Source organism: Pelomonas dachongensis, assembly GCF_043555865.1.
Lineage (GTDB): Bacteria > Pseudomonadota > Gammaproteobacteria > Burkholderiales > Burkholderiaceae_C > Pelomonas > Pelomonas dachongensis.
Window position 1 is genome coordinate 232,298 of sequence record NZ_JBIGHY010000005.1, and the last position, 26,940, is coordinate 259,237.

At 68.5% G+C, this 26,940-nt stretch carries 29 protein-coding genes; 11 read left to right on the top strand and 18 right to left on the bottom strand.

Translation table 11 applies throughout. The annotated features are described in order from the left end of the window. Positions 1-98 precede the first annotated feature (98 nt). Positions 99-746, top strand: a complete 648-nt coding sequence (locus ACG02S_RS15310; RefSeq protein ID WP_394471334.1) for a PEP-CTERM sorting domain-containing protein — start codon at positions 99-101, stop codon at positions 744-746. Between the two features lie 122 nt (positions 747-868). Then, entirely contained in the window at positions 869-1,348 is a 480-nt protein-coding gene (locus tag ACG02S_RS15315) for a hemerythrin domain-containing protein (protein ID WP_394471335.1), read from the top strand. 40 nt (positions 1,349-1,388) lie between these two features. Here ACG02S_RS15315 and ACG02S_RS15320 read toward each other — a convergent pair whose 3' ends face one another. Together ACG02S_RS15320 and ACG02S_RS15325 are read right to left on the bottom strand one after the other, a co-directional pair. Beyond that, positions 1,389-3,359, bottom strand: coding sequence for a M3 family metallopeptidase (locus ACG02S_RS15320; RefSeq protein WP_394471336.1), 1,971 nt, complete (start codon positions 3,357-3,359; stop codon positions 1,389-1,391). A gap of 64 nt (positions 3,360-3,423) precedes the next feature. Further along, entirely contained in the window at positions 3,424-5,319 is a 1,896-nt protein-coding gene (locus ACG02S_RS15325) for a propionate--CoA ligase (RefSeq protein ID WP_394471337.1), read from the bottom strand. A gap of 236 nt (positions 5,320-5,555) precedes the next feature. On the opposite strand from ACG02S_RS15325, the gene ACG02S_RS15330 reads away from it, so the two are divergent. After that, positions 5,556-6,299, top strand: a complete 744-nt coding sequence (locus tag ACG02S_RS15330) for a C40 family peptidase (RefSeq protein ID WP_394471338.1) — start codon at positions 5,556-5,558, stop codon at positions 6,297-6,299. 43 nt (positions 6,300-6,342) lie between these two features. Here the strand turns inward: ACG02S_RS15330 and paaZ are convergent, their stop codons facing one another. The 11 genes from paaZ to ACG02S_RS15385 form a co-directional block, all read right to left on the bottom strand. Next, positions 6,343-8,391, bottom strand: a complete 2,049-nt coding sequence (paaZ, locus tag ACG02S_RS15335) for a phenylacetic acid degradation bifunctional protein PaaZ (RefSeq protein WP_394471339.1) — start codon at positions 8,389-8,391, stop codon at positions 6,343-6,345. Between the two features lie 102 nt (positions 8,392-8,493). Next, a complete protein-coding gene (locus ACG02S_RS15340; protein ID WP_394471340.1) occupies positions 8,494-9,639 on the bottom strand; it encodes an ABC transporter substrate-binding protein in 1,146 nt (381 codons plus the stop codon). A 23-nt stretch (positions 9,640-9,662) separates the two neighbouring features. Continuing rightward, complete coding sequence (locus tag ACG02S_RS15345; RefSeq protein ID WP_394471341.1) at positions 9,663-10,283, bottom strand: TetR/AcrR family transcriptional regulator; 621 nt, start codon at positions 10,281-10,283, stop codon at positions 9,663-9,665. Continuing rightward, positions 10,283-11,341, bottom strand: a complete 1,059-nt coding sequence (gene paaE, locus ACG02S_RS15350; protein WP_394471342.1) for a 1,2-phenylacetyl-CoA epoxidase subunit PaaE — start codon at positions 11,339-11,341, stop codon at positions 10,283-10,285. The genes ACG02S_RS15345 and paaE overlap by 1 nt, the downstream gene beginning before the upstream one ends. Before the next feature lies 1 nt (position 11,342). Then, on the bottom strand, positions 11,343-11,822 hold the full coding sequence (paaD, locus tag ACG02S_RS15355) for a 1,2-phenylacetyl-CoA epoxidase subunit PaaD (protein ID WP_394471343.1): 480 nt from the start codon (positions 11,820-11,822) through the stop codon (positions 11,343-11,345). Continuing rightward, on the bottom strand, positions 11,822-12,601 hold the full coding sequence (gene paaC / locus ACG02S_RS15360) for a 1,2-phenylacetyl-CoA epoxidase subunit PaaC (RefSeq protein WP_394471344.1): 780 nt from the start codon (positions 12,599-12,601) through the stop codon (positions 11,822-11,824). Before paaC ends, paaD begins: the two co-directional genes overlap by 1 nt. Continuing rightward, the gene (gene paaB / locus ACG02S_RS15365; protein WP_394471345.1) at positions 12,601-12,894 is read right to left on the bottom strand and encodes a 1,2-phenylacetyl-CoA epoxidase subunit PaaB; all 294 of its coding nucleotides are present in this window, start codon (positions 12,892-12,894) and stop codon (positions 12,601-12,603) included. The genes paaC and paaB overlap by 1 nt, the downstream gene beginning before the upstream one ends. Continuing rightward, positions 12,894-13,898 (bottom strand): 1,2-phenylacetyl-CoA epoxidase subunit PaaA, encoded by a 1,005-nt coding sequence (gene paaA, locus ACG02S_RS15370; protein WP_394471346.1) that lies wholly within the window; start codon positions 13,896-13,898, stop codon positions 12,894-12,896. The genes paaB and paaA overlap by 1 nt, the downstream gene beginning before the upstream one ends. Before the next feature lie 12 nt (positions 13,899-13,910). Beyond that, positions 13,911-15,209, bottom strand: a complete 1,299-nt coding sequence (paaK, locus tag ACG02S_RS15375; protein WP_394471347.1) for a phenylacetate--CoA ligase PaaK — start codon at positions 15,207-15,209, stop codon at positions 13,911-13,913. Further along, on the bottom strand, positions 15,206-15,634 hold the full coding sequence (gene paaI, locus ACG02S_RS15380; RefSeq protein WP_394471348.1) for a hydroxyphenylacetyl-CoA thioesterase PaaI: 429 nt from the start codon (positions 15,632-15,634) through the stop codon (positions 15,206-15,208). Before paaI ends, paaK begins: the two co-directional genes overlap by 4 nt. Positions 15,635-15,636: 2 nt before the next feature. Continuing rightward, entirely contained in the window at positions 15,637-16,440 is an 804-nt protein-coding gene (locus tag ACG02S_RS15385; protein ID WP_394471349.1) for an enoyl-CoA hydratase-related protein, read from the bottom strand. A 152-nt stretch (positions 16,441-16,592) separates the two neighbouring features. On the opposite strand from ACG02S_RS15385, the gene ACG02S_RS15390 reads away from it, so the two are divergent. From ACG02S_RS15390 to ACG02S_RS15410, 5 genes are read left to right on the top strand one after another with little or no spacing between them, the layout of a single operon-like run. Further along, entirely contained in the window at positions 16,593-18,113 is a 1,521-nt protein-coding gene (locus ACG02S_RS15390) for a methyl-accepting chemotaxis protein (protein WP_394471350.1), read from the top strand. Positions 18,114-18,150: 37 nt separating this feature from the next. After that, complete coding sequence (gene moaA / locus ACG02S_RS15395) at positions 18,151-19,257, top strand: GTP 3',8-cyclase MoaA (RefSeq protein ID WP_394471351.1); 1,107 nt, start codon at positions 18,151-18,153, stop codon at positions 19,255-19,257. Beyond that, a complete protein-coding gene (locus ACG02S_RS15400) occupies positions 19,250-19,819 on the top strand; it encodes a hypothetical protein (protein WP_394471352.1) in 570 nt (189 codons plus the stop codon). Before moaA ends, ACG02S_RS15400 begins: the two co-directional genes overlap by 8 nt. Beyond that, positions 19,792-20,358, top strand: coding sequence for a molybdenum cofactor guanylyltransferase MobA (gene mobA / locus ACG02S_RS15405; protein ID WP_394471353.1), 567 nt, complete (start codon positions 19,792-19,794; stop codon positions 20,356-20,358). Before ACG02S_RS15400 ends, mobA begins: the two co-directional genes overlap by 28 nt. Before the next feature lie 16 nt (positions 20,359-20,374). After that, entirely contained in the window at positions 20,375-20,869 is a 495-nt protein-coding gene (locus tag ACG02S_RS15410) for a GNAT family N-acetyltransferase (protein ID WP_394471354.1), read from the top strand. Here the strand turns inward: ACG02S_RS15410 and ACG02S_RS15415 are convergent. After that, positions 20,860-21,471 (bottom strand): YceI family protein, encoded by a 612-nt coding sequence (locus tag ACG02S_RS15415; protein WP_394471355.1) that lies wholly within the window; start codon positions 21,469-21,471, stop codon positions 20,860-20,862. The two genes, ACG02S_RS15410 and ACG02S_RS15415, sit on opposite strands and share 10 nt — an antisense overlap. 102 nt (positions 21,472-21,573) lie before the next feature. On the opposite strand from ACG02S_RS15415, the gene ACG02S_RS15420 reads away from it, so the two are divergent. The 3 genes from ACG02S_RS15420 to ACG02S_RS15430 all read left to right on the top strand — a co-directional run bounded on the left by ACG02S_RS15420 (position 21,574) and on the right by ACG02S_RS15430 (position 24,104). After that, entirely contained in the window at positions 21,574-22,113 is a 540-nt protein-coding gene (locus tag ACG02S_RS15420; RefSeq protein WP_394471356.1) for an Mpo1 family 2-hydroxy fatty acid dioxygenase, read from the top strand. A gap of 112 nt (positions 22,114-22,225) precedes the next feature. Continuing rightward, positions 22,226-23,239 (top strand): 2-dehydropantoate 2-reductase, encoded by a 1,014-nt coding sequence (locus ACG02S_RS15425; RefSeq protein ID WP_394471357.1) that lies wholly within the window; start codon positions 22,226-22,228, stop codon positions 23,237-23,239. Positions 23,240-23,345: 106 nt separating this feature from the next. Continuing rightward, positions 23,346-24,104, top strand: a complete 759-nt coding sequence (locus tag ACG02S_RS15430; RefSeq protein ID WP_394471358.1) for a TerC family protein — start codon at positions 23,346-23,348, stop codon at positions 24,102-24,104. Positions 24,105-24,143: 39 nt separating this feature from the next. On the opposite strand, the gene ACG02S_RS15435 is transcribed toward ACG02S_RS15430, so the two are convergent. The 4 genes from ACG02S_RS15435 to ACG02S_RS15450 are packed head-to-tail and all read right to left on the bottom strand — an operon-like array spanning position 24,144 to position 26,939. After that, on the bottom strand, positions 24,144-24,980 hold the full coding sequence (locus ACG02S_RS15435; protein WP_394471359.1) for an urease accessory protein UreD: 837 nt from the start codon (positions 24,978-24,980) through the stop codon (positions 24,144-24,146). Next, positions 24,973-25,620 (bottom strand): urease accessory protein UreG, encoded by a 648-nt coding sequence (ureG, locus tag ACG02S_RS15440; protein ID WP_394471360.1) that lies wholly within the window; start codon positions 25,618-25,620, stop codon positions 24,973-24,975. The genes ACG02S_RS15435 and ureG overlap by 8 nt, the downstream gene beginning before the upstream one ends. Further along, positions 25,617-26,300 carry an urease accessory protein UreF gene (locus ACG02S_RS15445; protein WP_394471361.1) on the bottom strand — a complete coding sequence of 228 codons (684 nt, stop codon included), beginning with the start codon at positions 26,298-26,300 and terminating at the stop codon, positions 25,617-25,619. Before ACG02S_RS15445 ends, ureG begins: the two co-directional genes overlap by 4 nt. Before the next feature lie 45 nt (positions 26,301-26,345). Then, positions 26,346-26,939, bottom strand: coding sequence for an outer membrane beta-barrel protein (locus tag ACG02S_RS15450; RefSeq protein WP_394471362.1), 594 nt, complete (start codon positions 26,937-26,939; stop codon positions 26,346-26,348). Position 26,940: the final 1 nt, after the last annotated feature.

Here is a 26,940-nt window from a genome sequence, read left to right on the forward strand (position 1 = left end):
ACCCGACTCCTTCATTCACGGGGAGGGCGCACGAACTAGGGAGCGGAATCATCCGCGCCACCGCTTATCGTGCCGGGCGTCTCGAACCAAGGCTCCCCATGCATCTGAAAACGCTTGCCGCGCTGACCGCCCTGATCGCCTCGCCGGCTTTCGCCGCGACGATCACATTCCCCACCGTCAGCTGTTCCAGCAGTGCCAGCGGTGTTGGCACCCTTGTCACGTGCGCCAATGGCAGCTTCGTCAACCAGGCCCACGGCGATGTCGCCGGCCAACTTGACGTCAGCTACCTTGACGTGGACTCCACCAATGGTGACAGCTTGCGTTGGTGGGGTACCGGCTACAACACGCTGCCCAGCGCCTTGTGGGCCAGCGGTAGCGACGCCAATTCCTTCGCGCGGATCACCCTCACGCCGGCGTCGGGCATGGCCATCACGCTGGACACCCTTGACCTGGGCGCCTATGCCACCAACACCCGCACCACCAACCTGCGCGTGTTCTCGCTCGGCAGCGCGGTGATGTTCAGCCATGCCGGCGATGTCGGCACGTCCGGCGGCCCCAGCACCTTCTTCCCGAGCATCAGCTCCACCACGGGCGTTGTCATCGAGTGGGAGAACTCAGCCTACAACGTCGGCATCAACAACATCAGCTACACGTTGGCACCCGTACCCGAACCCCGGAGCTACGCACTGCTGCTTGGCGGACTCGCCGCCGTCGGCCTGCTGGCGCGCCGCCGTCGCGCTGGCTGAAGCGATACACACGCAGGCAACTTCGAGAGTCGGCCCCAACAGCGACTTTTCATCGTCGATCTGCCCCGCACTGATTAACCGGCATCAAAGGGTTCCGTCGTCACCTTGGCTAGCATGCGCACATGACGACACTCGCCTGGACCGACGCCCTGACCCTGAACCAGCCCACGCTGGACCACACGCACCAAGAGTTCGTCGAACATCTGAATGCCTTCGGCGATGCGCTGGATGCGGGCATCGACGCGCTGCCCGCCTATCACGCGTTGCTGGCCCACACCGAGGCTCACTTCGCGATGGAAGAGGACTGGATGGCGCGCTGCGGCTTCGAGCCGCAAAACTGCCACGCCAGCCAGCACGCGATGGTGCTGAACGTGATGCGCGAGGCGCTGCGTTACGCGAACGAGCTGAACGACCGCGAGCCGCTCAACATCCTGCGCACGGAGCTGGCGGGCTGGTTTCCGCAGCATGCCGAGATGATGGATGCAGCGCTGGTGTGGACGATGCAGCAGGCCGGCTTCGACCCGACGACGGGAGAGTGCCGGGACGTCGCAACCGCCGAAGCCGTTGGCGCGGGCTGCGGCGCCAGCAGCTGCGGGCACTGACGCGCCCACCTGAGAGAAGGGCCGCTGACGCGGCCCTGGGTCACTTCTTCAGGTACTCGAAGAACGCCTGCGAGTTGGACTCGCGGCCCAGGAAGTCCTTGACCAGTTCGGGCGCCGGCTTCTGAGCGCCCTGCCCCAGCACCAGGTCCCGATAGCGCTTGCCGACGTCGGCGCCCAGCTTGTCCTGGTCGAACGCCGTGCGCAGGTCCATTGCGACCACCAGGCTCCACAGGTAGCCGTAGTAGCCCGCGCCATAGCCGCCGGCGATGTGCCCGAAGCCGGCCGGGAACATCGTGCCCGGCACATGGCCCAGCGGCGTCGCACCCTCCATGCGCGCCCACAGCGGCAGCGGCTCGGGTTTGGCCTGCTGGTGCAGCGTGATGTCGTAGCTGGCGTACAGGTGCTGGCGGCCGAACTGCATGCCCTTGGCGTAGTGCTTGGCGGCCTGGGCCTGGTCCACCATTGCGTCGGGCACTGGCTTGCAGTCCGCGCAGACGGCCTGCATTAGCTTCAGCACTCGCTTGTCATAGACCCAGTCCTCCAGCATCTGCGACGGCGCCTCGACGAAGTCGTGCATGACGGCCGTGCCCGCGGTCGCGGCATAGCGGGTCTTGGACAGGTTCACGTGCACCGCGTGGCCCAGCTCGTGCAGCAGCGTCTCCACCTCATCCAGCGTCAGGCCTTGGCGGTCGAAGTTGACGACCAGCGCTGCGGCCGGCGTGCGGCCGGCGCGCGCGGCGCTGCCGCGCAGCGGCCATACCGCCGCGTGGTTGTACTTGCCTTCGCGCGGATACAGGTCAACGTACATCTGCGCGATGGGCTGGCCCGACGCGGCGTCGCTGACGACATATGTCTGCACCTCGTCGTGCCAGAGTTTGTTGTCGACGCGCTGGTACTTCACACCCATCAGCTGCTCGATGATCTTCATCGAGAACTCCAGGCTGGCCTGCGGCGGGAAGTAGGAGCGGAAGGCGTTCTGGTCCACGCTGAACTTCTCGCGCTTCACGCGCTCGCTGTAGAAGATCGCATCCCAGCGCTGCACCATAGTCTGCGCCAGCGGCGTGCCGACATGCTGTGCCTTGGCGGCGCGCAGCTCCTGCAACTCCGACTTCTCGCGCGCATTGACGGCGCCGGTCACGGAGTCAAGGAACTTCGTGGCCGTCGCGCCGTCCTTGGCCATGCGGCGGCGCAGGTTGAAGTCCACGTAATTGTCGAAGCCGAACAGCTTCGCGTACTCGCCGCGCAGCGTGACGATCTGGGCCAGCAGGTCCAGGTTGGGCTGGCCGCCCTCATTGGTCTTGGCCAGCCACATGCGCTGGCGCGCGGCCTCGCTCTCGGCGCTGCGCATGACGGGCATATAGCTCGGCGCGTCCACGCCCAGCACGATGCGGCCCTGCTCGTCGCGCTTGGCCTTGTCCCACACGCTGGCAGGCACGCCCTTCAGCTCGGCCTCGGTGAAGGTCACGCGAGTGCCGGCGTCGCGGATGTTCTTGCTGAACTGCTGATCCAGCTCGGTCAGCTTGTCCAGGATCTGCTTGGCACGCCCGCGCTTGTCCTTGGGCAGCGCGACGCCGGTGTCCTCGAACTGGCCGGAGGCCAGGCGCACAAACTCAGCGTCGATGCCGTCCTGCTTCGGGGTCTTCTGCAGCGCACGGTACAGCTTCTCGTTCTGGCCCAGGCTGGAATTGAAGTCAGCCCAGCGCAGCGAGCAGGCTTGTGCCGCATCGCGGATGGCCTTGTCCGGGTGGACGTTGAGGATGAAGTCGTTGGGGTACTGGTGGTCCTCGAAGTAGACCGTCAGATCGTCCAGCGCGGCCAGCCAGCCCGCGTCGACCGGGCGCTTCTCCAGCTGCACGACGCGCTGCTTGGCGCCCTTCAGGCCGGCGTCGCAACGGGTCTTCACGTCGGCGACGCTGTGATAGGTTGGGAAGTTCGGGCCGGGCAGCCTGGGTTGGGCTTGCGCAGCGGCGGCCAGCAGCAGAGCGGCCAGCGTGGTCATGGCGTTCTTCATCGGTGCTCCTCGTGGGAAGGCGCCGATTCTGCTGGGTGCATCGCGCCCAGCCGTTCCTCACGCCCTACTTCTGCAGCAGGGTTTTCACCTGGGCCAGCGCGCCCGGGTCGTCCAGCGTCGTCAGGTCGCCCGGGTCGCGGCCTTCGGCCACGGCCTGCAGCGCTCGGCGCAGCAGCTTGCCGGAGCGGGTCTTGGGCAACACCGTCACGAACAGCACGCGCGCCGGCCGCGCTACGGCGCCCAGTTGCGCGTCTACGTGTTTCATGACCGCGCCTTCCAGCGCCGGTGATGCCAGCGCCGGGTCGCGCAGCACGGCGAACGCGATGGCGACCTGGCCCTTCAACGCATCGGCCACTCCCACCACCGCGACCTCGGCAATGGCGGCGTGGCCCGAGATGCACTCCTCGATCTCGCGCGTGCCCAGCCGGTGGCCGGCCACGTTGATGACGTCGTCGGTACGGCCCAGGATGAAGGTGTAGCCGTCGGCATCGCGTGTGGCCCAGTCGAAGGTGGAATAGACCTCGCGACCAGGCACGCTGTGCCAGTAGGTATTGGCGAAACGCGCGTCGTCGCCCCACACCGTCTGCAGCGCGCCGGGCGGCAGCGGGTGCGCGATGGCCAGCACGCCCTTCTGGTCGGGAGCGGTCAGCACGGCTCCGGTCTGCTCGTCCAGCAGCTGCACGTCGTAGCCGTACATGGGCACGCCCGGCGAGCCCAGCCGCGTAGGCACGGCCTGCACGCCGGGAATGTGATGCGCCACCGTCAGCAGCGGCCAGCCGGTTTCGGTCTGCCAGTAGTTGTCGATGACGGGCACGCTCAAGCCCTCGGCGATCCAGCGCGCCGTGGGCTCGTCCAACGGCTCGCCGGCCAGAAACAGAGCCCGCAAGGACGACAGGTCATGCTGCTTCAGCAGCGCCGCGTCGTGCTTCTTCAGCACCCGCACCGCCGTGGGCGCGCTGAACATGACGGTCACGCGGTACTTTTCCACCAGGCTCCACAGCACTGAGGCATCCGGATTCACCGGCGTGCCCTCGTACATCAACGTGGCCATGCCGTGAATCAGCGGGCCGTAGACGATGTAGCTGTGCCCCACGACCCAGCCGATGTCGCTGGTGGAGAAGAAGGTCTCCCCGGGCTTGCCGCCGAAGATCCAGTCCATGCTGGTGGCCAGCGCCACCGCATAGCCACCCACGTCGCGCTGCACGCCCTTCGGCTTGCCGGTCGTGCCGCTGGTGTACAGCGTGTAGCTGGGCGTGTTGCTCTCCAGCCAGGCACAGGGCACACGCGCACCGTCATGGCGACGGCGCAACTCGGCGTAGTCCAGGTCGCGCCCGGGCACGCGCTGGAAGGGCGCCAGGCCGCGATCCACCATCAGCACCGCCGAGGGCTTGTGCGTGGACAGCGCGATGGCTTCGTCCAGCAGCGGCTTGTAAGGCAACACTTTGCCCGCGCGACTGCCGGCGTCGGCGCTGACGACGAGCTTCGGACTGGCATCGTCAATGCGGCTGGCAAGGCTGCTGGACGCGAAGCCGCCGAACACCACCGAATGGATGGCGCCGATGCGCGCGCAGGCCAGCATCGCGAAAGCGGCCTCCGGGATCATGGGCATGTAAATCAGCACGCGGTCGCCGGCGCCCACGTCCTGCTCGACCAGCATGGCGGCAAACGCCTCCACCTCACCCTGCAACTGCCCAAAGCTGTAGACCCGCTGCTGCCCCACTTCGGTCGACACCCAGAGCAGCGCGCGCTCGTCGGGCCGCGCGGCCGCGTGGCGGTCCACCGCGTTGTGGCACAGGTTGGTCGTGCCCCCGACAAACCAGCGCGCAAACGGCGGCCGGCTGACGTCACAGATCTGCTGCGGCGGCGTCTGCCAGTCGATGCGCCGTGCCTGCTCGGCCCAGAAGGAGTCGCGCTCAGCCAGAGAGCGGGCGTGGAAGTCGGCGTAGGCGATGGGCGTCATGCCAGCCAGTGTGGACTCCAGGCACTGACGACAATCTGACCTCGCGCAAACAGCTCGCGTGATGAATTACAGGGTTTTTACGAGGTGGCCGCTCTAGAACCCCGGGGTTTGCCCTGAAAATCTCATGCTTTACGCCCGCTTCGATTGACGGTGCCCGGGTGCCCCCCTAACCTCCGCGCCGCTGTCCCACTCTGCTATCCGGCCCTTGCGGCCCGCTCCGGTTCCTGTCTTCGCGAATGTCGCTTGTTTCCCTTGCCCTGCTGAATCGCATTGCCGCCGCTGGCCTGCTGGCCGCCGGTTGCGTTGCCGCGCATGCGCAAGGGGTGGCACAGGCGTCGACGCTGCCGCCGCCAGGCACGATGACCGGCGCCTACGGCCAGAGTCTGCAGCAGCAACAGCAGCAGACCGCGGTGGACAAGATCGCAACACCTGGCACCACTGCCCCCAAGGCGGCGCAGGCTGCTGCCACGGGTGACGCGGTCAGCCGCTTCCTCAGCGAGCGCGGCCTGTTGAATGCGTCCGAAGGCGGCGGCGGGTCGTCTCGTCTGCTGGCGAGCGTCCGCGACACGGCGTCCGACCTGGTGTTGTCGGCGATGAACTTCCTCGGCGTGCGATACACCCGTGGCGGCAACTCGGTCGAGAACGGCTTTGACTGCAGCGGCTTCACGCGTCACATCTTCGAGATGAGTGTCGGCCTGGTGCTGCCGCGCCGTGCCGACGAGCAGGCCAGGATGAACAGCCTGCTGGCCATCCGCAAGGACGAACTCAAGCCCGGCGACCTGGTGTTCTTCAACACCATGCGCGCCACCTTCAGCCACGTGGGCATCTACGTCGGTGAAGGCAAGTTCATTCATGCCCCGCGCACCGGTAGCGCCGTGCGCGTCGAGGACATGCGCGACTCCTACTGGTCCAAGCGCTTCACCGGCGCGCGCCGCGCCGATCTGAAGGCCGCGGCAGAGTCCGGCACCACCACCCGCTGAACGCGGGCGGCCGGCGCCCCCCGGGTGCACCGGCGTCCGCTTATCAGCCGGCCACCTTCTTCGCCACCAGCGTCAGGATCTCGTAGCTCGCGCACAGTTCGCCACGCTGGTTGGTTACCGCCACGTCCCAGCCGATGACGCCTTGCGCCGGTTGATCGTCACGCGGCGGGCGGTCGATCTTGCGCTTTGCGGTCAGTCGTGCCTGGATGGTGTCGCCGATGGCGACCGGCGTGACGAAGCGCAGGTTCTCCAGGCCGTAGTTGGCCAGCACCGGGCCGGGCGCCGGGCTGACGAACAGGCCGGCCGCCGCCGACAGTACGAAGTAGCCGTGCGCAATGCGTTGACCGAACGGTGATTCTTTGGCCGCGACCTCGTCGAAGTGCATGTAGAAGTAATCGCCCGACAGACCACCGAACGCGACGATGTCGGCTTCGCCCACCGTGCGGCGGTGCGTCAGGAGGCTCATCCCGACTTCCACGTCTTCGAAGTAGCGGCGGAACGGGTGGATGTCGCTCTCGATGACCGCGCCCCCGCGCTGGTACTCGCCCGTGATGGCCGAGATCATCGTCGGCGAGCCCTGCACGGCGCAGCGCTGCAGGTAGTGCTTCACAGCGCGCAGGCCGCCCAGCTCCTCGCCGCCGCCCGCGCGGCCGGGGCCGCCGTGCTTGAGCTTGGGCAGCGGCGAGCCGTGGCCGGTGTTCTCCAGCGCGGCCTCTCGGTCCAGCACCAGCATGCGGCCGTGCCACGCCGCGAATGTCGGCACCGCCTGCGCGGCCAGCGCTGGCGTCTTAGTGCAGACGGTGCCGACCAGGCTGCCGCGGCCTAGAGTGGCCAAGTGCAGCGCTTCGTCGAAGTCACCGTACGGCAGCAGCGTCGTCACCGGGCCGAAGGCTTCCAGGTGGTGCGCGTCGCTGGCGGCCGCGTCGCGCGCCAGCAGCAGTGTGGGCGCGAAGAAGGCACCGCCGGACACGCCGTCGCCCTTGGGCGCGAAGCCATCGCGCTCGGACAGCAGCAGCTCGCAATCCCTCGCCAGTTGCGCGACGCGCTCGGCCACGTCGGCCTGCTGCGCCTTGCTGGCCAGCGCGCCCATGCGCACGCCTTCCACGGCGGGGTCGCCGACCACGGTCTTGCTCAGTCGGGCCTTCAGCGCGGTGGCGACAGCATCGACCAGCGCAGCCGGCACGATGGTGCGGCGGATGGCCGTGCACTTCTGACCCGCCTTGGCCGTCATCTCGCGCGAAACCTCCTTGATGAAGAGGTCGAATTCCGGATCGTCGGGCGTAACGTCGGGCGCGAGGATGGCGCAGTTCAAGCTGTCCGCCTCGGCGTTGAACGGGATGCTCTTCTTCAGCAGGTTGGGGTGCGCCTTCAGCATCAGCGCGGTGTCGGCACTGCCGGTGAAGGTGACGACGTCGGCCTCGTCCAGCCGCTCGAACAGGTCGCCCGTGCCGCCGATGATGAGTTGCAACGCGCCGGCCGGCACGAGACCGGACTCGACGATGAGGCGCACGCAGGCTTCTGCCACATAGCTCGTCGCCGTCGCGGGCTTGACCAGGCAGGGCATGCCGGCCAGGAAGCTCGGCGCGAACTTCTCCAACATGCCCCACATCGGGAAGTTGAACGCGTTGATGTGCAGCGCCACGCCGCGCTTGGGCACAAGCACGTGGCTGCCGATGAAGTGGTTGTTGGCGCCCAGCAGCATGGCCGGGCCTTCGTGCAGCACGTTGCTGCTGGGCAGATCCTTGCCGCCGATGGAGGCGTACGCGAACAGCGTGCCGATGCCGCCTTCAATGTCGATCCAAGAGTCGCTGCGCGTGGAGCCGGTATGGGCGCTGATGGCATACAGCTGCTCCTTGCGCTCCATCAGGTACGCAGCCAGCGCCTTCAGCACGCGGGCGCGGTCCTGGAAGTGCGTGCGCAGCAGGCCGGGCAGCGCGGTGCCGCGGGCGTAGGCCATGGCTTCGGCGAAGTCCAGCGAGTCTTCGTGCGTATGCGCGACGACACGGCCGTTGACGGCGCTGGCCAGCGGCTTGGCCGCGCGGGCACCGACCCAGCGGCCGGCGATGTAACTCTGGAGGGTGGGGACTGCCATCTCAAAAATCCTTCAGGCCGCGCAGCGCGCAGGCCGTTGCGCAGGCCGCCGTCAGGGCGGCCCTCATCCGCGCCCCGGCCTGCGGGGCCGGGGCGGCAAACCTCACTTGATCAATTTCCAGGCGCCCTTCTCGATGGTCACCATCACGCGGGCGCGCTGGTCCAGGCCCAGGTGGTCGCCGGGCGTCATGTTGAACACGCCGTGCGCACCGGCCACGTTCTTCACGTTCTCCAGTGCGTCGCGCAGCGCGGCGCGGAAGGCCGGCGTGCCCGGCTGGGCCTTCTTCAGCGCCTCGGGTGCGGCGGCGGCCAGCAGCAGGCCGGCGTCCCAGGCGTGTCCGCCGAAGGTGGACACGCTGCCCTTGCCATGCGCGGCCTCGTACCTGGCGATGTAGGCCTCGGCGCTCTTCTTTACCGGGTGGTCGGCGGGCAACTGCGAGGCCACCAGCACCGGGCCGGAGGGCAGCAGCGTGCCTTCCACGTCCTTGCCGCCCACGCGCAGGAAGTCGTTGTTGGCGACGCCGTGGGTCTGGTAGATCTTGCCGGCGTAGCCACGCTCCTTCAGCGCCTTCTGCGGCAGCGCGGCGGGCGTGCCCGAACCGGCGATGAGGATGGCGTCAGGGCGGGCCGCCACGAGCTTCAGCACCTGCCCAGTGACGGAGGTGTCCGTGCGGTTGTAGCGTTCGCTCGCGACGATGTTGAGCTTCTTGGTGGCGGCGATCTTCTGGAACTCGCCCCACCAGCCCTCACCGTAGGCATCGGCGAAACCGATAAAGCCCACGGACTTCACGCCGTTGTCGGCCATGTGGGTCATGATGGCCAGCGTCATCATGATGTCGTTCTGCGGCGTCTTGAAGACCCACTTCTTCTTGGCGTCGATGGGCTCGACGATGCGGGCCGACGCGGCCATCGAGATCATCGGAGTGCCGCTCTCCGACACCGCGTCGATCATCGCTAGCGAGTTGGGCGTGACGGTGGAGCCAATGACGATGTCGACCTTGTTCTCGGTGATGAACTTGCGCGTGTTGGCCACGGCTGTGGTCGTGTCGGAAGCATCGTCCAGCACGATGTAGTTGACCTTCTGGCCGGCGATGGTTGTCGGCATCAGCGCGATGGTGTTCTTCTCGGGGATGCCTAGCGACGCAGCTGGGCCGGTGGCCGAGACTGTGACGCCGACGTTGATGTCGGCATGCGCCGCCAGCGTGAGCGTCGCGGCAAAAGCGACGGTGAGTTGCTTCAACAGTTTCATCGTGTCTCCTCAGGTTGTCGTCGTCAGTCAGGGATCAGGGCAGGCTGCCGCGCATGCACCGCGCCGAGGCCGCCAAAGAACAGGTCACTTACCAGAGCCGCCAGCGCTTCGTGTGACAGGTCGCCGTCGGGTCGCAGCCAGGTGAAGGTCCAGTTGATCATGCCGAACAGCAGCATGGTCAGCGGCTTGTGCAGCCGGGCGGCGTGCAGCTCGGGGCGCAGGCTGCACAGCGTGGCAGCAAACTCGCCCACCACGCGGCGCTCCACGTCCAGCAGCCGTTCGCGCTCGGCATCCGCCAGGAACTTGATCTCGCTGGTCAGCACGCGGTGCTGGTCCTGCGCGTCGGCATAGGCACGGGTGAAACCTTCGATCAGCGCGCGCAACTGGGCCTCGGGTGTGAGTTGGCGCGCCTTGACCTCGTCCACCAGCGCCAGCAGCGCGTGCACGTGCGCGTCGCAGATCTGCGCCAGCAGCGCCTGCTTGTCCTCGAAGTAGTGATACAGCGTTGGCTTGGCCACACCGCAGGCGTCGGCAACCTGGTTCATTGACGTGGCGCTGAAACCCTGCTCGGCGAACAGGCGGGCGGCAGCGGCGAGGATGTCCTCGCGTTGGGCTTCAAAGCCGGGGGCACGTTTGCGGGCCATCAGCGCTCATCAAAGGAAATGACGACTTTGTCGGTCAAGGGGTGGGCCTGGCAGCTCAGGATGAATCCCGCAGCGACCTCGGCCTTGTCCAGCGCGAAGTTCTTGTCCATGCGCACCTGACCCTCGATGAGTTTGCAGCGGCACGTGGAGCACACGCCGCTCTTGCACGAGAACGGCACGTCCATGCCTTCGCGCGCCGCGGCGTCCAGCAGGCTGGGGTCCGTGGCCATGAAGTTGATCTCGCGCGACAGGCCGTCGCGGATCACGGTCACGCGCGCCTCGGGCGCATCGCCCGGCCTGACCTCGTGCGGCACAGGCCGGCCGCTCAGCGTCTCGGGCGTGCCGAATCGCTCGATGTGGATGCGCTCGGCGGGGATGCCAGCGCCGCGCAGGGCGGCCTCGGCTTGGTCGTTCATCTCGAACGGGCCGCAGACGAACACCTCGTCGATGCTGCCCGCCGGCACAGGGCCTGCCAGGAACGCGCTGAGCTTGCCCGCATCCAGCCGCCCGCCGTACAGCGGCGCGTCGACCAGCTCGCGGCTGAAGATGAGGTGCAGCGACAGCCGCGTCATGAAGCGGTTCTTCAGGTCTTCGAGTTCTTCCTTGAACATCGTCGACGCGGTGCGGCGGTTGGCGTAGATCAGCGTCGCGCGGGCGCTGGGGTCACGCTCCAGCAGCGCCGTCAGGAGGGACAGGATGGGCGTGATGCCCGAGCCGCCGGCGATGAACAGCATGTGCCGGCCGTCGGCCTGGGTCGCAGGCATGACGAAGCGGCCCTGCGGCGGGTACGACTCGATCAGGTCGCCAGGCTGCAGGCGCTCGTGCACCCAGGTGGAGAACGCGCCGCCATCGACGCGGCGGATGCCAACGCGCAGCTGGCGGTCCGAGCAGATGGAGTAGCTGCGGCGCAGTTCCTGGCCGTCGATGTGGGTGCGCAGCGTCAGGTACTGGCCAGGCTCGAAGGTGAAGCCTTCGGGCGCGTCGAAGCCGACGACCATCGCGTCGTCGGTGTCGCGCTCGACGGACGTGACGCGCAGAGGGTGGAAGTGCAAAGCCATGTCAGAAGGGCTTGAAGTATTCGAAGGGCTCACCGCATTCGATGCAGCGCCAGGTCGACTTGCAGGGTGTCGAGCCGAAGCGCGACAGCTGCTCGGTCTTGCCACCGTCGCAACGCGGGCAGCGCAGGCGCGGCAACACGCGGATGGCCTGCTCACTGCCATCTCCAACGTGGCACTGCGGCGGCACGATGCCGTACTGCTGCAGCTTCTCGCGGCCTTCCGCACTGATCCAGTCGGTGCTCCAGGCGGGGGCGCGTTGCAGCGTGACCGTCACGTCGCCGAACTCGGCCAGCGCCGCACGCACGTCGTCGGCGATCAGCTCGGTGGCGGGGCAGCCGCTGTAGGTGGGCGTCAGCACGACCTCGACGCCGCCAGGCGTCTCGCGCAGGTCGCGCACGATGCCCAGGTCCACCAGCGTCACCGCGGGGATCTCCGGGTCGGGCACGGTGGCCAGACGCTCGCGAGCAGCGGCGAGGTTCATCACCAGACTCCGCCTGGATAAGCGCGCTGCAGGAACTGCAGGGTGCCCAGCATGTGGCCCATGTGTTCGCTGTGGATGCCGTCGATGCCGCGTGGCTGCATCGCGCTGTCGCGCGGCAGGGTCAGCATGGCCTCCTGCATCAGCGTGGCCCAGCGGGCGCGCCACTCCGGTTCCAGCTCGCTCCACGCGGGGCCCACGCCATCGACGCCCGCAGCCGCGAACAGCTCGTTGAAGTACGGCGACAGCACGTTCAGCGCGGCCTGCATGCGGCGCTGCGACTCGTCCGTGCCGTCGCCCAGGCGCACAACCCAGTCGCTGCTGTGCTGGCGGTGGTAACGCACCTCCTTCAGCGACTTGGCGGCGATGCCGGCCAGCTCGGTGTCGGCGCTGGCCTGCAGCCGCTCGTAGAGCAGCTCCAGCCAGATCGCGACGGCCGCGTTGCGCAGCGTGGTCAGCGCAAAGTCGCGCCCGCCGCCATCGCTGGGGCTGGCCACCGCGTTCGGCAACTCCACCAGCACGACGTTGCGGTACTCGCGCTCCTCGCGCAGGAAGGCGAGCTGGTCTTCATCGCGGCCCGCGCCTTCGATCTGGCCGGCGTGAGTCAGCAGCGCGCGTGCCTGGCCCAGCAGGTCCAGCGCGATGTTGGCCAGCGCGAGGTCTTCCTCCAGCACCGGCGCGTGGCCGGCCCATTCGGACAGGCGCTGGCTGTGGATGAGGCAGGTGTCCGCCAAACGCAACACGTAGGGCAGCACGTCGGTGGTCTTCGCGTCCATGGCCATCACATGTGGTTCAGTTCGTCCGGCAGTTCATAGAACGTCGGATGGCGGTAGACCTTGTCGTCGGCCGGGTCGAACAGGCTGCCCTTCTCGGTCGGGTCGCTGGCGACAATCTGCTCGGAGCGCACGACCCAGATGCTGGTGCCTTCCTGACGGCGCGTGTAGACGTCGCGCGCCATCTGGATGGCCATCGCCGAGTCGGGCGCGTGCAGGCTGCCGCAGTGCTTGTGATCCAGGCCCGCCTTGCTGCGGACGAACACCTCCCACAAGGGCCACTCATTCTTCGGGTTGCTCATCACGCCGCCTCCATCTTCACGGCCTGCTTGCGCGCATGGGCCAGCGCCGCGTCGCGCACCCAGGCACCGTCGTCCCAGGCCTTGTTGCGGGCGGCCAGCCGCTCGCGGTTGCAGGGGCCTTCGCCACCCACCACCCGCCAAAACTCGCTCCAGTCGATCTCGCCAAAGTCATACGCGTCGCGCTCGGCATTCCACTTCAGCGCCGGGTCGGGCACCGTCACGCCGAGGATGCCGGCCTGCGGGATGGTCGCATCGACGAACTTCTGGCGCAGCTGGTCGTTGGTCACGCGCTTGATCCCCCAGCGCATGCTCTGCTCGGAGTTGGGCGAGTCCTTGTCGGCCGGGCCGAACATCATCAGCGACGGCCACCACCAGCGGTTCACGGCGTCCTGCACCATCGCCTTCTGCGCGGCGGTGCCGTGGGTCATCATCGTCAGCAGGCTCTCGTAGCCCTGACGCTGGTGAAAGCTCTCCTCGCGGCAAACGCGGATCATGGCTCGCGCATAAGGCGCATACGAACACCTGCACAGCGGCACCTGGTTCATGATGGCCGCGCCGTCCACCAGCCAGCCGATGACACCGATGTCGGCCCAGGTCAGCGTGGGGTAGTTGAAGATGGAGCTGTACTTGGCCTTGCCCGACAGCAGCGCCTCGGTCATCTCGTCGCGGCTGGTGCCCAGCGTCTCGGCGGCGGCGTAGAGGTACAGACCATGGCCGCCCTCGTCCTGCACCTTGGCGAGCAGGATGGCCTTGCGCTTGAGCGTCGGCGCGCGCGTGATCCAGTTGCCCTCGGGCAGCATGCCGACGATCTCGCTGTGAGCGTGCTGACTGATCTGCCGCACCAGCGTCTTGCGGTAGTGCTCGGGCATCCAGTCTTTGGCCTCGATGAAGTCACCGGCATCGATGCGGGCTTCAAAGGCTTCCTCGCGGGCCAGCTCGTCGGCGCTTTTGACGACCTTCGGCTTGGCTTCCCGCGCCATCAGATCCATGGCTTGGGTGTACATGCTTGAAGCTCCTTACTTCTTGCGTTGATCCACGACACGGCGAGCCTTGCCGACCAGCGTGCGTTCGATGGAGTTGTTCGGCTCGACATTGATGGTCGCCGTCACGCCGATCAGGTTCTTGATGCGCTCAGACAGGCGCCGGGCGATGCCGTCGTCCGTCGCGCCCAGCGCCAGCTCGCAGCGGATGACCAGCTCGTCGAGGTGGCCGTTGCGGCTGACGACGAGCTGGTACTGCCCGCCCAGCCCCTTCTCCTGCAGCACCAGCTCCTCCACCTGCGTGGGGAACAGGTTGACGCCGCGGATGATCAGCATGTCGTCGCTGCGGCCGACGATCTTGCCCATGCGGCGCATGGCCCGGGACGTGGGCGGCAGCAGCCGCGTCAGGTCGCGCGTGCGGTAGCGGATGACGGGCATCGCCTCCTTGGTCAGCGACGTGAATACCAGCTCGCCCTCGCTGCCGTCCGGCAGCACCTCGCCGGTGTCGGGGTCGATGATCTCGGGGTAGAAATGGTCTTCCCAGATGACCGGGCCGTCCTTGCTCTCGATGCACTCGCTGGCGACCCCCGGCCCCATCACTTCGGACAGGCCGTAGATGTCTACCGCGTCGATGCCGGCGCTGGCCTCGATGTCACGGCGCATCGCCTCGGTCCACGGCTCGGCGCCGAAGATGCCGATCTTCAGCGACGACTCGCGCGCGTCCAGCCCCTGGCGGGTGAACTCCTCCACCAGCACCTGCATGTAGCTGGGCGTCACCATGATGATGTCGGGCTTGAAGTCGGTGATCAGCTGCACCTGCTTCTCGGTCTGGCCGCCGCTCATCGGGATGACGGTGCAGCCCAGTCGCTCGGCGCCATAGTGCGCGCCCAGGCCGCCGGTGAACAGGCCGTAGCCATAGGCCACGTGCACCAGGTCGCCCGCACGACCACCCGCAGCGCGGATGGAGCGTGCGACGAGGTTGGCCCAGTGGTCGATGTCCTTCAGCGTGTAGCCGACGACCGTGGGCTTGCCTGTGGTGCCCGACGACGCATGGATGCGTGCCAGCTTTTCGCGAGGCACGGCGAACAGGCCGAACGGGTAGTTCGCGCGCAGGTCGTGCTTGGTCGTGAACGGGAACTTGGCCAGATCGCCCAGCGTCTTCAGGTCCGACGGATGCACGCCCTTTGCGTCGAAGGCAGCCTGGTAGTGCGGCACGTGGTCGTAGGCGTGCTGCAGGCTCCAGCGCAGGCGCTCCAGTTGCAGCGCCTGCAACTGGTCGCGGCTGGCGGTCTCGATGGGGTCGAGGTCGCCGGGTTGGGGCATCTTGACGGTCATGCTTCGAATACCTTGCGTTCACCCAAGCGGTACGACCTGCCGCGGAACATCGCGATCAGGTCGCCGTTCTGGTTCTTCACCGTGATGTCGTACAGCCCCGTGCGCCCGGCCAGCGATGTCTCCTGCGCCGTCGCCGTCAACACGTCATCGAGATGGGCGCTCTTCAGGATGTCGATGCCGAAGCCCGACGCCACCGTCAATGCATTGCGGGCATTGCAGGCAAACGCGAAGGCTGAGTCCGCCAGCGTCGCGATCAGTCCGCCGTGGCAGATGGCGAAACCGTTCAGCATGTCGGCCCGCACAGTCATCGTGACGACCGCGCGGCCGGGCGCGACCTCGGCGACCTGCATGCCCAGCAGGCGCGCGGCGGCGTCGTCCGCGAGCATCGTGTCGCGGACCTTCTCGGCAACGGCTTGCGCGTCCATCTTCAGCGGTCCTTGAACTCGGGTTGGCGCTTGTCCATGAAGGCGGCCACGCCCTCCAGGTAGTCGTGCGAGAAGCCCAGCTGGCTCTGCAGCCCGCTCTCCCGCTTCAGCGCCGACTCGTAGTCGCTCAGCATCGCGTCGTCCATCGCGCGGCGCGTCTCCACCAGCGCGCGCGTGGGCATGCCGGCCAGCTTCTGCGCCAGCACCATGGCCACGTCCTGCAGATCGGCATCGGGCACCACGCGGGCGATCAGGCCCAGCGTCTGCGCTTCGGCCGCCTTCACCTTGTCGCCCAGCAGCGCCAGCTCCAGCGCCTTGGCGCGGCCCACCAGACGCGGCAACAGCCAGGTGCCACCGCAGTCGGGGATCAGACCGATCCGGGAGAAGGCCTGGACAAAGCTCGCGCTCTCTGCGGCGATGACGACGTCGCAGCCCAGCGCCAGATTGGCACCGGCACCCGCGGCCACGCCATTGACGGCAGCCACCACCGGGATGGGCAGGCTGCGCAGGCGCAGCGCCAGCGGGATGTAGTACTGCTCCAGCATGTGGCCGATGTCCTTGGGCACGGCACCGGGCTCGCGGCTGGGCGCCACGTGCGGGTCGGCCAGGTCCTGCCCGGCGCTGAAGGCCCGGCCCGAGCCGGTGAGCAGCACGCAGCGCGTCGTGGCGTCTGCGGCGGCGGCCTCCAGCGCCTGGCGCAGCTGCGCCAGCAGCGTGGCCGTGAACGCGTTCAGCGCCTCGGGGCGGTTCAGGCGCATCACCCGCACGGCGCCCTGCTGTTCGATCTGGATCAGATGCTCGGACATGGAATTCCTCTACCGACCGGTCGGTTAATCCTAGAAGCCCTGGCGATACAGATCAAGCCCGATGCGGGAAAACCCCACGGCACGCGGCTTATTCGGGCTTTGGTCGGCCCCCCGCGTTCCTACCATCACGGCATTCATACCGAAGGATTCCGATGAAGTTGCGCACTCGCATGATCTGGCTTTGCGCCATCACCTTGCTGGGCATGGCCGTGCTGGCCACCGTAGCACTGGCCAGCCTGCGCAGCTCCATGATGGACGGCCGCGTGGCACAACTGTCCACGCTGGTCACGCTGGCCCATGCGGCCGCCGAGAAGGGCCACGCGCTGGAGAAGGAAGGCAAGCTGACGAAGGAAGAAGCGCAGGCCCAGGTCAAGCGCGCCATCGCCAGCTTCCACCGCGACGACCTGTACTTCTTCGTGCGCGGCTTCAGCGACGACGTGAACCTGGTGCACCCCAACCCGAAGCGCATCGGTATCGTCGATGCCAAGGGCGGCAAGGAAGCCGGCGAGCGCTACCGCGCCGCGCTGCAGGGCAAGACCATCGGCACCGTCATCGCCAAAGGCACCCGACCCGGCAGCAAGGACGAGGTCGAAAAGCTGTACGCCATCGTCAAGTTCGCGCCCTGGGACTGGATCATCGGCTTCGGCGACTACATCGATGACATCGAGCGCGCGTTCTGGCGCCACACGCTGACGCTGCTCGGCATCGGCGCCGTGCTGATGCTGCTCGTGGCCGGCGTCGTCTGGGCGGGGGTGCGCCAGTTGTTCCGCCAGCTGGGCGGCGAGCCGCAGTACGCCGCCGAAGTGGTCAGCCGGATTGCCGGCGGCGACCTGGGCACCGAGGTCATCGTGTCCCCGGGTGACCAGAGCAGCGTGCTGCACGCGATTCGCGCAATGCGCGACAACCTCGCGGCGCTGGTCGGCGAGGTCCGCATGGCCAGCGATTCCATCGCCACCGCGTCGGCACAGATCGCCGCCGGCAACGGCGACCTGTCCACCCGCACCGAGGCGCAGGCTGCCTCACTGGAAGAGACGGCTGCGTCCATGGAGGAGCTGACCTCCACAGTTCAGCAGAACGCGCAGAACGCGCGCCAGGCGGATGAACTCGCGCGCGGCGCGTCCGAGGTGGCGCGCAAGGGCGGCGCGATGGTCGAGCAGGTGGTGGGCACGATGGGCAGCATCGAAGCCTCGTCGCGCAAGATCGTGGACATCATCGGCGTCATCGACGGCATCGCGTTCCAGACCAACATCCTGGCGCTGAACGCCGCCGTCGAGGCAGCCCGCGCCGGCGAGCAAGGCCGCGGCTTCGCCGTCGTGGCCGGCGAGGTGCGCTCGCTGGCCCAGCGCAGCGCCGCCGCCGCGCGCGAGATCAAGGGCCTGATCGACGATTCCGTCGCCAAGGTCAGCACCGGCTCGGCGCAGGTCGAGGACGCCGGCGCCACCATCCGCGACGTGGTGTCCAGCGTGCAGCGCGTCAGCACGATGATCGGCGAGATCAGCACGGCCAGCAGCGAGCAGGGCGCGGGTATCGCGCAGGTCAACACCACCGTGGCCGACATGGACCGCAGCACGCAGCAGAACTCTGCACTCGTGGAGCAGGCCCTGGCCGCCGCCGAATCGCTGCGCCAGCAGGCGCAAAACCTCACGCAGACCGTGGGCCGCTTCCGCCTCTGACGCAGCGCTCCCGGCCGGCGGGCAGAATCCGCCCACAATGACCGTGCGCGAAGCTCCCCTCGTCTACAGCCCGCCGCTGCGGCTGCGGCCTGCCGTGCGCGTGGACGGGCCGTTGCTGGACACGCGGGGTCGGCCGCTGCGCGACCTGCGCATCTCAGTGACGGACCGCTGCAACTTCCGCTGCGGCTACTGCATGCCCAAGCAGGTGTTCGACAAACACCACCAGTTCCTGCCCAGCAGCGCGCTGCTGAGCTTCGAGGAGATCACGCGGCTGGCCCGCGTCTTCGTCGGCCTGGGCGTGGAGAAGCTGCGCATCACCGGCGGCGAGCCCACGCTGCGCCGCGGGCTGGAGGATCTGCTCGCCATGTTGGCCCCCTTGCGCACGCCTGACGGCCGCGCGCTGGACCTGACGCTGACGACCAACGGCTCCACGCTGGTCCGCAAGGCCGCCGGACTGAAGGCCGCGGGGCTGAACCGCCTCACCGTGAGCCTGGACGGGCTGGACGACGCCGTCTTCCAGCGCATGAACGACGTGGGCTTCCCGGTGGCCGATGTGCTGGACGGCATCGCCGCCGCCCTGGCCGCGGGGCTCGGGCCGATCAAGGTCAACATGGTCGTGCAGCGCGGCGTCAATGACGACCAGATCCTGCCCATGGCACGCCACTTCCGCGAAAACTACGGGGGCGGCGTGGTGCTGCGGTTCATCGAGTTCATGGACGTGGGCACCACCAACGGCTGGCGCATGGACCAGGTGCTGCCCAGCCGCGAGGTGCAGCGCCGGATCGCCGCAGAGTTCCCGCTGGTGCCGCTGTCGGCACAAGCGCCGGGCGAGACCGCCGAGCGCTGGGCGTACGCCGATGGCAGCGGCGAGGTCGGCTTCATCTCCAGCGTCACGCAGGCCTTTTGCGGCGACTGCAACCGCGCGCGGCTGTCCACCGAAGGTCGGCTCTACACCTGCCTGTTCGCCAGCCGCGGCCATGACCTGCGCAGCCTGCTGCGCGGCGCCGAGCCGGTCGACGACGGCCAGCTGGCCAGCACCATCGCCGCCGTGTGGAGCGGCCGCGACGACCGCTACTCGCAGCTTCGCGGCAGCACCGAGGCGGCCGCCGAGCGCCGCGTCGAGATGCACTACATCGGTGGATAAGCCGCTACTTCGCCCTCATGTCTGGCGGGCCGCACAAGGCCTGGCATCAGCACTGCTGATCGGCGCGCTCTTGAGCTTCGTGGCGCTCGGCTCCCACCGCCCGGCGTGGTGGGCGCTGGGAGTGCTGCTGATGTCCGCGCTGGTCTGGCAAGGCTGGCGTCACGGCTGGCGCGCAGCTCGATGGACGGCCCTGGGCTTGGCACTTGGGCCGCTGACCCTGATGGTCGGTCTGGACTTCACTTCCATCGACTGGGGCGCTGGACGAGCCCTCGTCATCGCAGCGGCAGCCGCGCTGCTCGGCGGCCTCAGCTTCGCCTTGCTGCGCGACCGTCCGGCCTGGGCCTTCGCCGCGCTCGCCTGGCATCTGACGCTTGCAATTCCCTTGGATTTTGCCCATCAGCGGCATCCCGGCGGCCCAAAGGTGCAGCCGTTGTCGGTCGGACTGATCAAGCCCCCGCCGACGCCTGAACAGGCCAGGCAGTTCGTCGATGCAGGTTGCTTTGGCGGCGGCCTGGAGCCCATCTGGGCGGTGACATGGCAAGCGTCGACCTCCACGCCCTGATCCTCGCCGGCGGCCGCGGCAGCCGCATGGGGGGCGTGGACAAAGGGCTGCAACTGCTGGACGGCCGGCCGCTGGTGGCCCACGTCGCCGAGCGCCTGGCGCCACAGGCCGATCAGTTGGCGATCAGCGCCAACCGCAACCTCGACACCTACGCCGCGCTGGGCCACGACGTGCGGGTCGATCCGCCGGGCTTGGAGTTCGCCGGGCCGTTGGCCGGTATGCTGGCCGGACTGGACGCGCTGCCCGGCGATGCCTGGCTGCTGACGGCGCCGTGCGACTGCCCTCACCTGCCGCTCGATCTTGCCGAACGCCTGCGCGCCGCCGCTGAGCCCCACGGCCTGTCCTTCGCGCAGGCCGCGCGCGAGCACCCGACGCATGCGCTGCTGCACGCCCGGCTGCGCGAGCCGCTGGCCGCGTACCTGCGCAAAGGGGGCCGGGCGGTGCTGCGCTGGATGCGCTCGCAGCCGCATGGCGTCGCCTGGTTCGACGACGAGCGGGCGTTTGCCAACTTCAACCACATGGAAGACCTGCATGGTTGACGTCAGCATCCGTCCCATGCTTGAACCCGACTTGCTCGCCTACAAGGCGCTACGAGATGCGATGCTGTCGGGCCACCCGGAGGCGTTCACGTCCGACGCCGAGACCGAGCGGCTGCGCGACCTGGCCAGCTACCGCAGCCGGCTGGCCGGCGGCAACACCTTGTTCACGCTGGTGGCGCTGGACGGCAGTCGCGTCGTCGGCGCACTGACCTGCGAGCGCGAGCCTCGACACAAGGTCCAGCACATCGCCCACCTGGTGGGCATGATGGTGGCGGACACGCACCGGGGCCGCGGCATCGGGCGGGCGCTGCTGGCCGCGGGGCTCGACCGGGTGAAGGCAACACCCGGCCTGGCGCAGCTCACCCTCAGCGTCACCGCTGGCAACCGCGCTGCCATCGGCCTGTACTGCGGCGCGGGCTTCGAGCGCTATGGCCACCTGCCGGATGCGATACGCCTGCCCGACGGACGCCGGCTGGGCAAGGACCTGATGCTGCTGCGCCTTCAGGGTTGAAGCAGCTCGAACTGCACGACCAGTGCGTCCTGCACCGCGAGCAGCCCGCCCAGCACCGTGAACGGCTGGATGCCAAAGTCGCTCTGGCGGACGATGACCTCGCCGCGCGCCCGCGCGCCGTCCACCGCCACCACGAACCACTGCCGCCGCGTCACGCCGTGCAACGTGATCTCCGCCTCCACGGCACGGCGCGCGCCCTCGCCCTGCTGCTGCAGCGTGCGCACGACCACTTCGGGGTGTGCCGCCGCATCCAGCGCCTTCAGCAGGTTGGTGCGCGTCCCGGAACGGGCCTCGTCGTCAACAGCGCTGGCAAACGCCTCGCCGAGCCGAGCGCGCAATGGGGCGGGGTCGACGGCCAGTACGTCCAGCCGGAAACGCATCACCGGGCCGGTGGCCGGCCACTCCACTCGCAGGTCCCCGGCACGCAGCACATGGTTGTGGCCCAGCCGCGACGCCGCGCCGCCGCGAAACACCAGCACGCGCAACTCGTTGGGGCCTTCTGGCGGCGCAGGCGGCGCGGGCGGTGTCACCAAGGGGACGCTGGCACAGCCCGCCAGACCGGCGAGTCCGATCAGCAACTGTCTGCGGCTTGTGGTTTGCATGCGTGACTGGGGATTCTGCGAAGGTTTTGCGGGCATGGGCACGACGCTCCCACGCGCAGCTGGACTAGCATAGCCACCATCTCCTCGTGTGGAGCCTCCACCATGTCCAGCCTGTTCCGCCCCGCCCTCGACCTGATGGCGCAGTACGCCGCGTATCACCGCGACCGCCGCAACATCGCCACGCACTTCGTCGGCATTCCGCTCATTGTGTTTGCGATCAGCGCACTCCTGGCGCGCGCCGAGTTCAGCATCGGCGACACGCCGATGAACGCCGCCATCGTGCTGTGGGGCCTCACCGCGCTGTGGTATCTGACGCGCGGCAACCTGATGCTGGGCGCCGCGACGGCTGCCGTCAACGGTGTGCTGACGGCGCTGGCAATGACCGCCATCCAGGACGCCACGACGACCGGCTGGCTGGTGATCGGCGTCGGCAGCTTCGTGGTGGGCTGGATCCTGCAGTTCGTGGGCCACTACTACGAAGGCCGCAAGCCCGCCTTCGTCGACGACCTCGTTGGACTGCTGGTCGGCCCGATGTTTGTCGTCGGCGAAGCGATGTTCATGCTTGGCTGGGGCCGCGCGCTGCTGGCGGAAATCGAGCGCCGCGTCGGCCCGACACACCTCCGCGATCTCGCGCATCCTTGACGCCCCTCACCCCGTCGGGTCTCGCTGAACGCGGACCAGCCCGGGCGGTCCCCTGGCGGCCCGCCGCTCGGCCCGCTTCATTCTCCACGGCCGCCGACGCCCGACGGATGTCATGACCGGCGTTCTCGTCATGGGCGCAGGCTCGGTCGGCTGCTTCGTCGGCGGGTTGACGCAACTGGCCGGCGTGCCGGTTCACTTCGTCGGCCGCCCGCGCGTGCTGGCCGCGCTGCGCACGCACGGGCTGCGGCTGACCGACCAGGACGGTCTGGACCGCCGCATCGCGGCAGCGGACCTGCACCTGCACGAGCAGCCGCCGACCGGGCTCAAGCCCGACCTGGCGCTGCTGTGCGTGAAGTCCGGCGCCACCGCCGAGGCCGCCACGGCGCTGGGCCGGAAGCTGCCGGCGGGCACGCCAGTGGTCAGCCTGCAGAACGGCATCGGCAACGCCTCTCAGGCGCGTGCCACGGCGCCGCAGTTGCGCTGGCACGCAGGCATGGTGCCGTACAACATCGCCGAGATCGCGCCCGGCCACTACCACCGCGGCACCGCCGGCGCGCTGGCCGTGGAAGGCGGCCGCGACGACGCGGCGCTGACCGCCTGGCAGACGGCGCTGGGCCGCGCGGGGATGAAGCTCAGGCTGCATGCCGATCTGGCCCCGGTGCAGTGGGGCAAGCTGCTGCTGAACCTGAACAACCCGGTCAACGCGCTGTCCGGCCGCCCGCTTCGCGACGAGCTGCTGCAACGCGGCTACCGGCTCGCCTTCGCCGCCCTGCAGCAGGAGGCGCTGGACCTGCTCGGCGCAGCCGGCCGCACGGTCGCGCCGCTGACGCCGTTGCCGCCACGCCGGCTGCTGTTGCTGCTGCGCATGCCGACGTTCGTGTTCCGGCTGGCGGCGTCGCGCATGCTGCGCATCGACGCACAGGCCCGGTCCAGCATGGCCGACGACCTGGCGGCCGGCCGCGTCACCGAGATCGACGCGCTGTGCGGCGAGGTCCGGCGCCTGGCCGCCAGACTGCACCGCACGGCGCCGTTGAATGCCCGCATGCAGGCGCTGGTGGAGGCCTGGCCGCAACGGCGCCGGCCCTACGCGCCGGCTGAACTGCTGCAGGCGCTGGGGCTGCGCTGAGCGCCATCCGACGCTTGGCCGCAACAAAAAGCGAACCATTGCTCAGCGACAAGCTGGGCCTGCACTTGCGAGAATGGCGGGCTTTTCTACGCCCACCCCTCCCCCCATGCTTGAACTGCTGTCAAACCCGCAGACCTGGATCGCCTTTGCCACGCTGACAGCGCTGGAGCTGGTGCTGGGCATCGACAACATCATCTTCATCAGCATCCTGGTGGACAAGCTGCCAAAGGAGCGCCAGGAGTTCGCACGCCGCTTGGGCCTGTTCATGGCGATGTTCATGCGCATCGGCCTGCTGCTGACCCTGGCTTGGATCGTGGGCATGGTGGAGCCGCTGTTCACCGTGTTCGGCATGGACGTCTCCGGGCGAGACCTCATCCTCATCGGTGGCGGCCTGTTCCTGATCTGGAAGAGCACGGTGGAGATCCACGGCTCGCTGGAAGGCGAGGACGAGGTGGAGAGCAACGCCAGCAAGGCCAAGGCGGCTTTCGCGTCCGTGATCGTCCAGATCATGATCATCGACCTGGTGTTCTCGCTGGACTCGATCATCACGGCCGTGGGCATGGTCAGCGACGTGCGCATCATGGTCGCCGCAGTGATCGCCTCGGTCGGTCTGATGATGCTCTTCGCTGGCCCTATCGGCCGCTTCGTGTCCAACCACCCGACCATCAAGATGCTGGCGCTGAGCTTCCTGGTCGTCGTGGGCGTGGTGCTGGTGGCGGAAGGCTTCGGCCATCACGTGCCCAAGGGCTACATCTACTTCGCGATGGCTTTCTCGCTGGGCGTCGAGATGATCAACATCAAGATGCGCAAGAACTCGGACACCAAGGTCAAGCTGCGCCGGGACATCCCGGGCGGCGACAACTGAAGCGGCACCCGGCCCCGGATCGTCGGGGCCGCGGGCCGCTCAGGTGGCCCAGATGCGAGGCTCGCCTCCCGGCAGACCCCACAGCCGCTCGCGTAACAGCGCCCTCACCCGCCGCAGCGCCGCTGTGACGGACTCCACCTCGTCACCTACCACGCGCACCAGCAGCACCGCGCCGCGCGGGCCGGCCAGGTGGGTGACACCGCTCAGCGGCTGGTCGGCCAGCAGCGCGCGGCTGTCGTCCAGCAGCGCCTCGGCAACGGCCAGCGCGGTGGTCTGCGCATAGGCGAGCGTGCCCAGCACGCGGTGGCCGCCCAGGCCACAGGGGCCATTCAACAGCGCATGGTCCGCCGCATCCAGCCAGCCGCGGTCCAGCCACTGGCCTTCGATCTCCAGGTGCTGCAGCAGCCGGCCAGTGTCGAACGCCTGGCCCGCGGCCGGCAGGCCCAGGCCCAGCACCTCGGTCGCGAACAGGCTGGCACCCGCCGCCAGGCGCAGCCTCACCTCGTTGCGGCCGACGCAGGCCGGGTAGGCGAGCGTCTCCTGCGGCACCCACTCCAGCCTTGCACCTGCCGCCACCTGTGCGGTCACCACCTGCGCCGCTTCTCCGGCATGAGAGCGGTAGAAGCGCGTCGCTGCGGGCGTCGTGACCAGCAGGTGGGCACCGGCCTGCACGTCGAGGTCGATGTCCAGCCGGTCGCCGCCCACCAGCCCGCCGGGCGGATGCACCAGCACCGCGTGGGCGATGGCCTCACCTTCAGGGTACAGCGTCTTCAGCAGCCGCAGCGGGCCGTCGTGGCGCGCATGCACACGCGTGGCGGCACCTTCAGCCCTTGCAGTCAACGCCAGCCGCGCAGGCCAGCGGACGGGATCAGCCAACGAGCAAGCCCTTCTTCTCGATGAAACTGACCACCTCGGCCAGGCCCTCGCGGGTCTTCAGGTTGGTCATGACCCAGGGCTTCACCGGCCGCATGCGCGCGGTGTCGCTGCGCATCACGTCCAGGTCGGCGCCGACGTGCGGCGCCAGGTCGGTCTTGTTGATGACGAACAGGTCGCTTTTCGTGATGCCCGGGCCGCCCTTGCGCGGGATCTTCTCGCCCGCTGCCACGTCGATGACGTAGATGGTCAGGTCGCTCAGCTCGGGGCTGAAGGTGGCCGCCAGGTTGTCGCCACCGCTCTCGACGAAGACGATGTCCGCATCCGGGAACCTGTCCAGCATGCGGTCCACGGCTTCGAGGTTGATGGAGCAGTCCTCGCGGATGGCGGTGTGCGGGCAGCCGCCGGTCTCCACGCCCATGATGCGCTCGGGCGCCAGCGCGCCGGCCACCGTCAGCAGGCGCTGGTCCTCCTTGGTGTAGATGTCGTTGGTGACGACCACCAGGTCCCACCGGTCGCGCATGGTCTTGCAGAGCATCTCGACGAGGGTGGTTTTGCCGGAGCCCACCGGGCCACCGACGCCCACGCGCAGTGGTGGCAGCTTCTTCGTGCGGTTGGGGATGGCGTGCAGCGGTGCGGTCATGAGCGGAACAGTCGTGAGTATTGGGTTTCGTGGCGGGCGCCCAGCACACCCAGCAGCGGCGCAAACGCCATGGGCTCGGGCGCGGCGAGCGCGTTCGCCACGGCTGTGGGGATGGCTTGCACGAGGCGTGCCAGCAGCCGCTGACCGGCCGTCTGGCCCAGCGGCACGCAGCGCACGGCGGCCTGCATCAGGTTCTCGGCCCAGCCGAAGGCGATGGCCTGCAGCGCGGGCTCGAGCGCTGCACCACGTGAGGCAGCTGCCGCGCCCATGACGACCGGCCAGCTGGGCGCGGGTTGCAGTGCGCGCAGCAACGGCAGCACGCGCGCTTCGGGCACCAGGCCCTGCATCCAAACGAGCAGGCTGCGGCCCATCTGCTGGACCTGCTGCAGGCTCTCGCTGGTCTCGCGGGTCTGCAATACCCAGGCGTTGAGCTGGGTCAGGCGTTCGGCGTCGAGTGCAATCGTGGCCGCATGGGCTGCCGCGGCAACGGGCAGTTCGGCACGTGCCTGCACCAGTGCCAACTGGTTCAGCAGCCAGTCGCCGGCGCTGACCTCGTCGTGGACGATGCCGGCGTCAACCGCGGCCTCCAGGCCTTCGGAGTAGCTGAACCCGCCGACCGGCAGCGCGGGACTGGCCAGCCAGAGCAGGTGCAGCAAAGATGACGAGGCGTCGGCAGACATGCGGCGATTTTCACCGCGATGACTGCCTTGGCCGGCCGCGACGCGTCAGAAATTCAAGGCGATGCCGGCGCCCAGCGTGCGCACCGTGACGGACTGCTTGGAGCCGTTGGGCGTCTCGCGCAGATCGGCGCGCGTCAGGTCGACATTGAAGCTGGTGCTCCAGTGCCGCGCGAACTGCCACGACAGGCCCAGCCCGACATAAGGCTTCACGGACCGCGTGGTGAGGGTGCCGGGGTTGCTCTGCCCGAAAGCGACTGCCGGCTGCAGCTTCAGCTCGTTGGACGCGCCACCGACGCGCACCAGTGCGCCGACGCTGGCCGACAGCGGCAGCGTGTAGGCCGCGCCCACGCTGAAGCCGACGAACTCGGCCGAGTAGTTGTAGCCCAGCACGCCCCAGTCGGCGTCGGTGTGGGCGTAGGCCACCTCGAAGGCCCAAGACTCGTTGAACCGGTGCCCCGCGCGCAGCGTGCGGTTGGTATCGACGGGGCTGCACCGGGTGCCGCTCGGGCAGTTCAGGCCCACCTTGCCGGTGCCGACCACCACGCCGATGTAATTGGCGCCGGCGAGATTGGCCTGGGCGAAACCGCTGGCGGGCAGCCCGATGGCGAGCGCGGCGAGAACGAAACGGATGGTTGTCAAA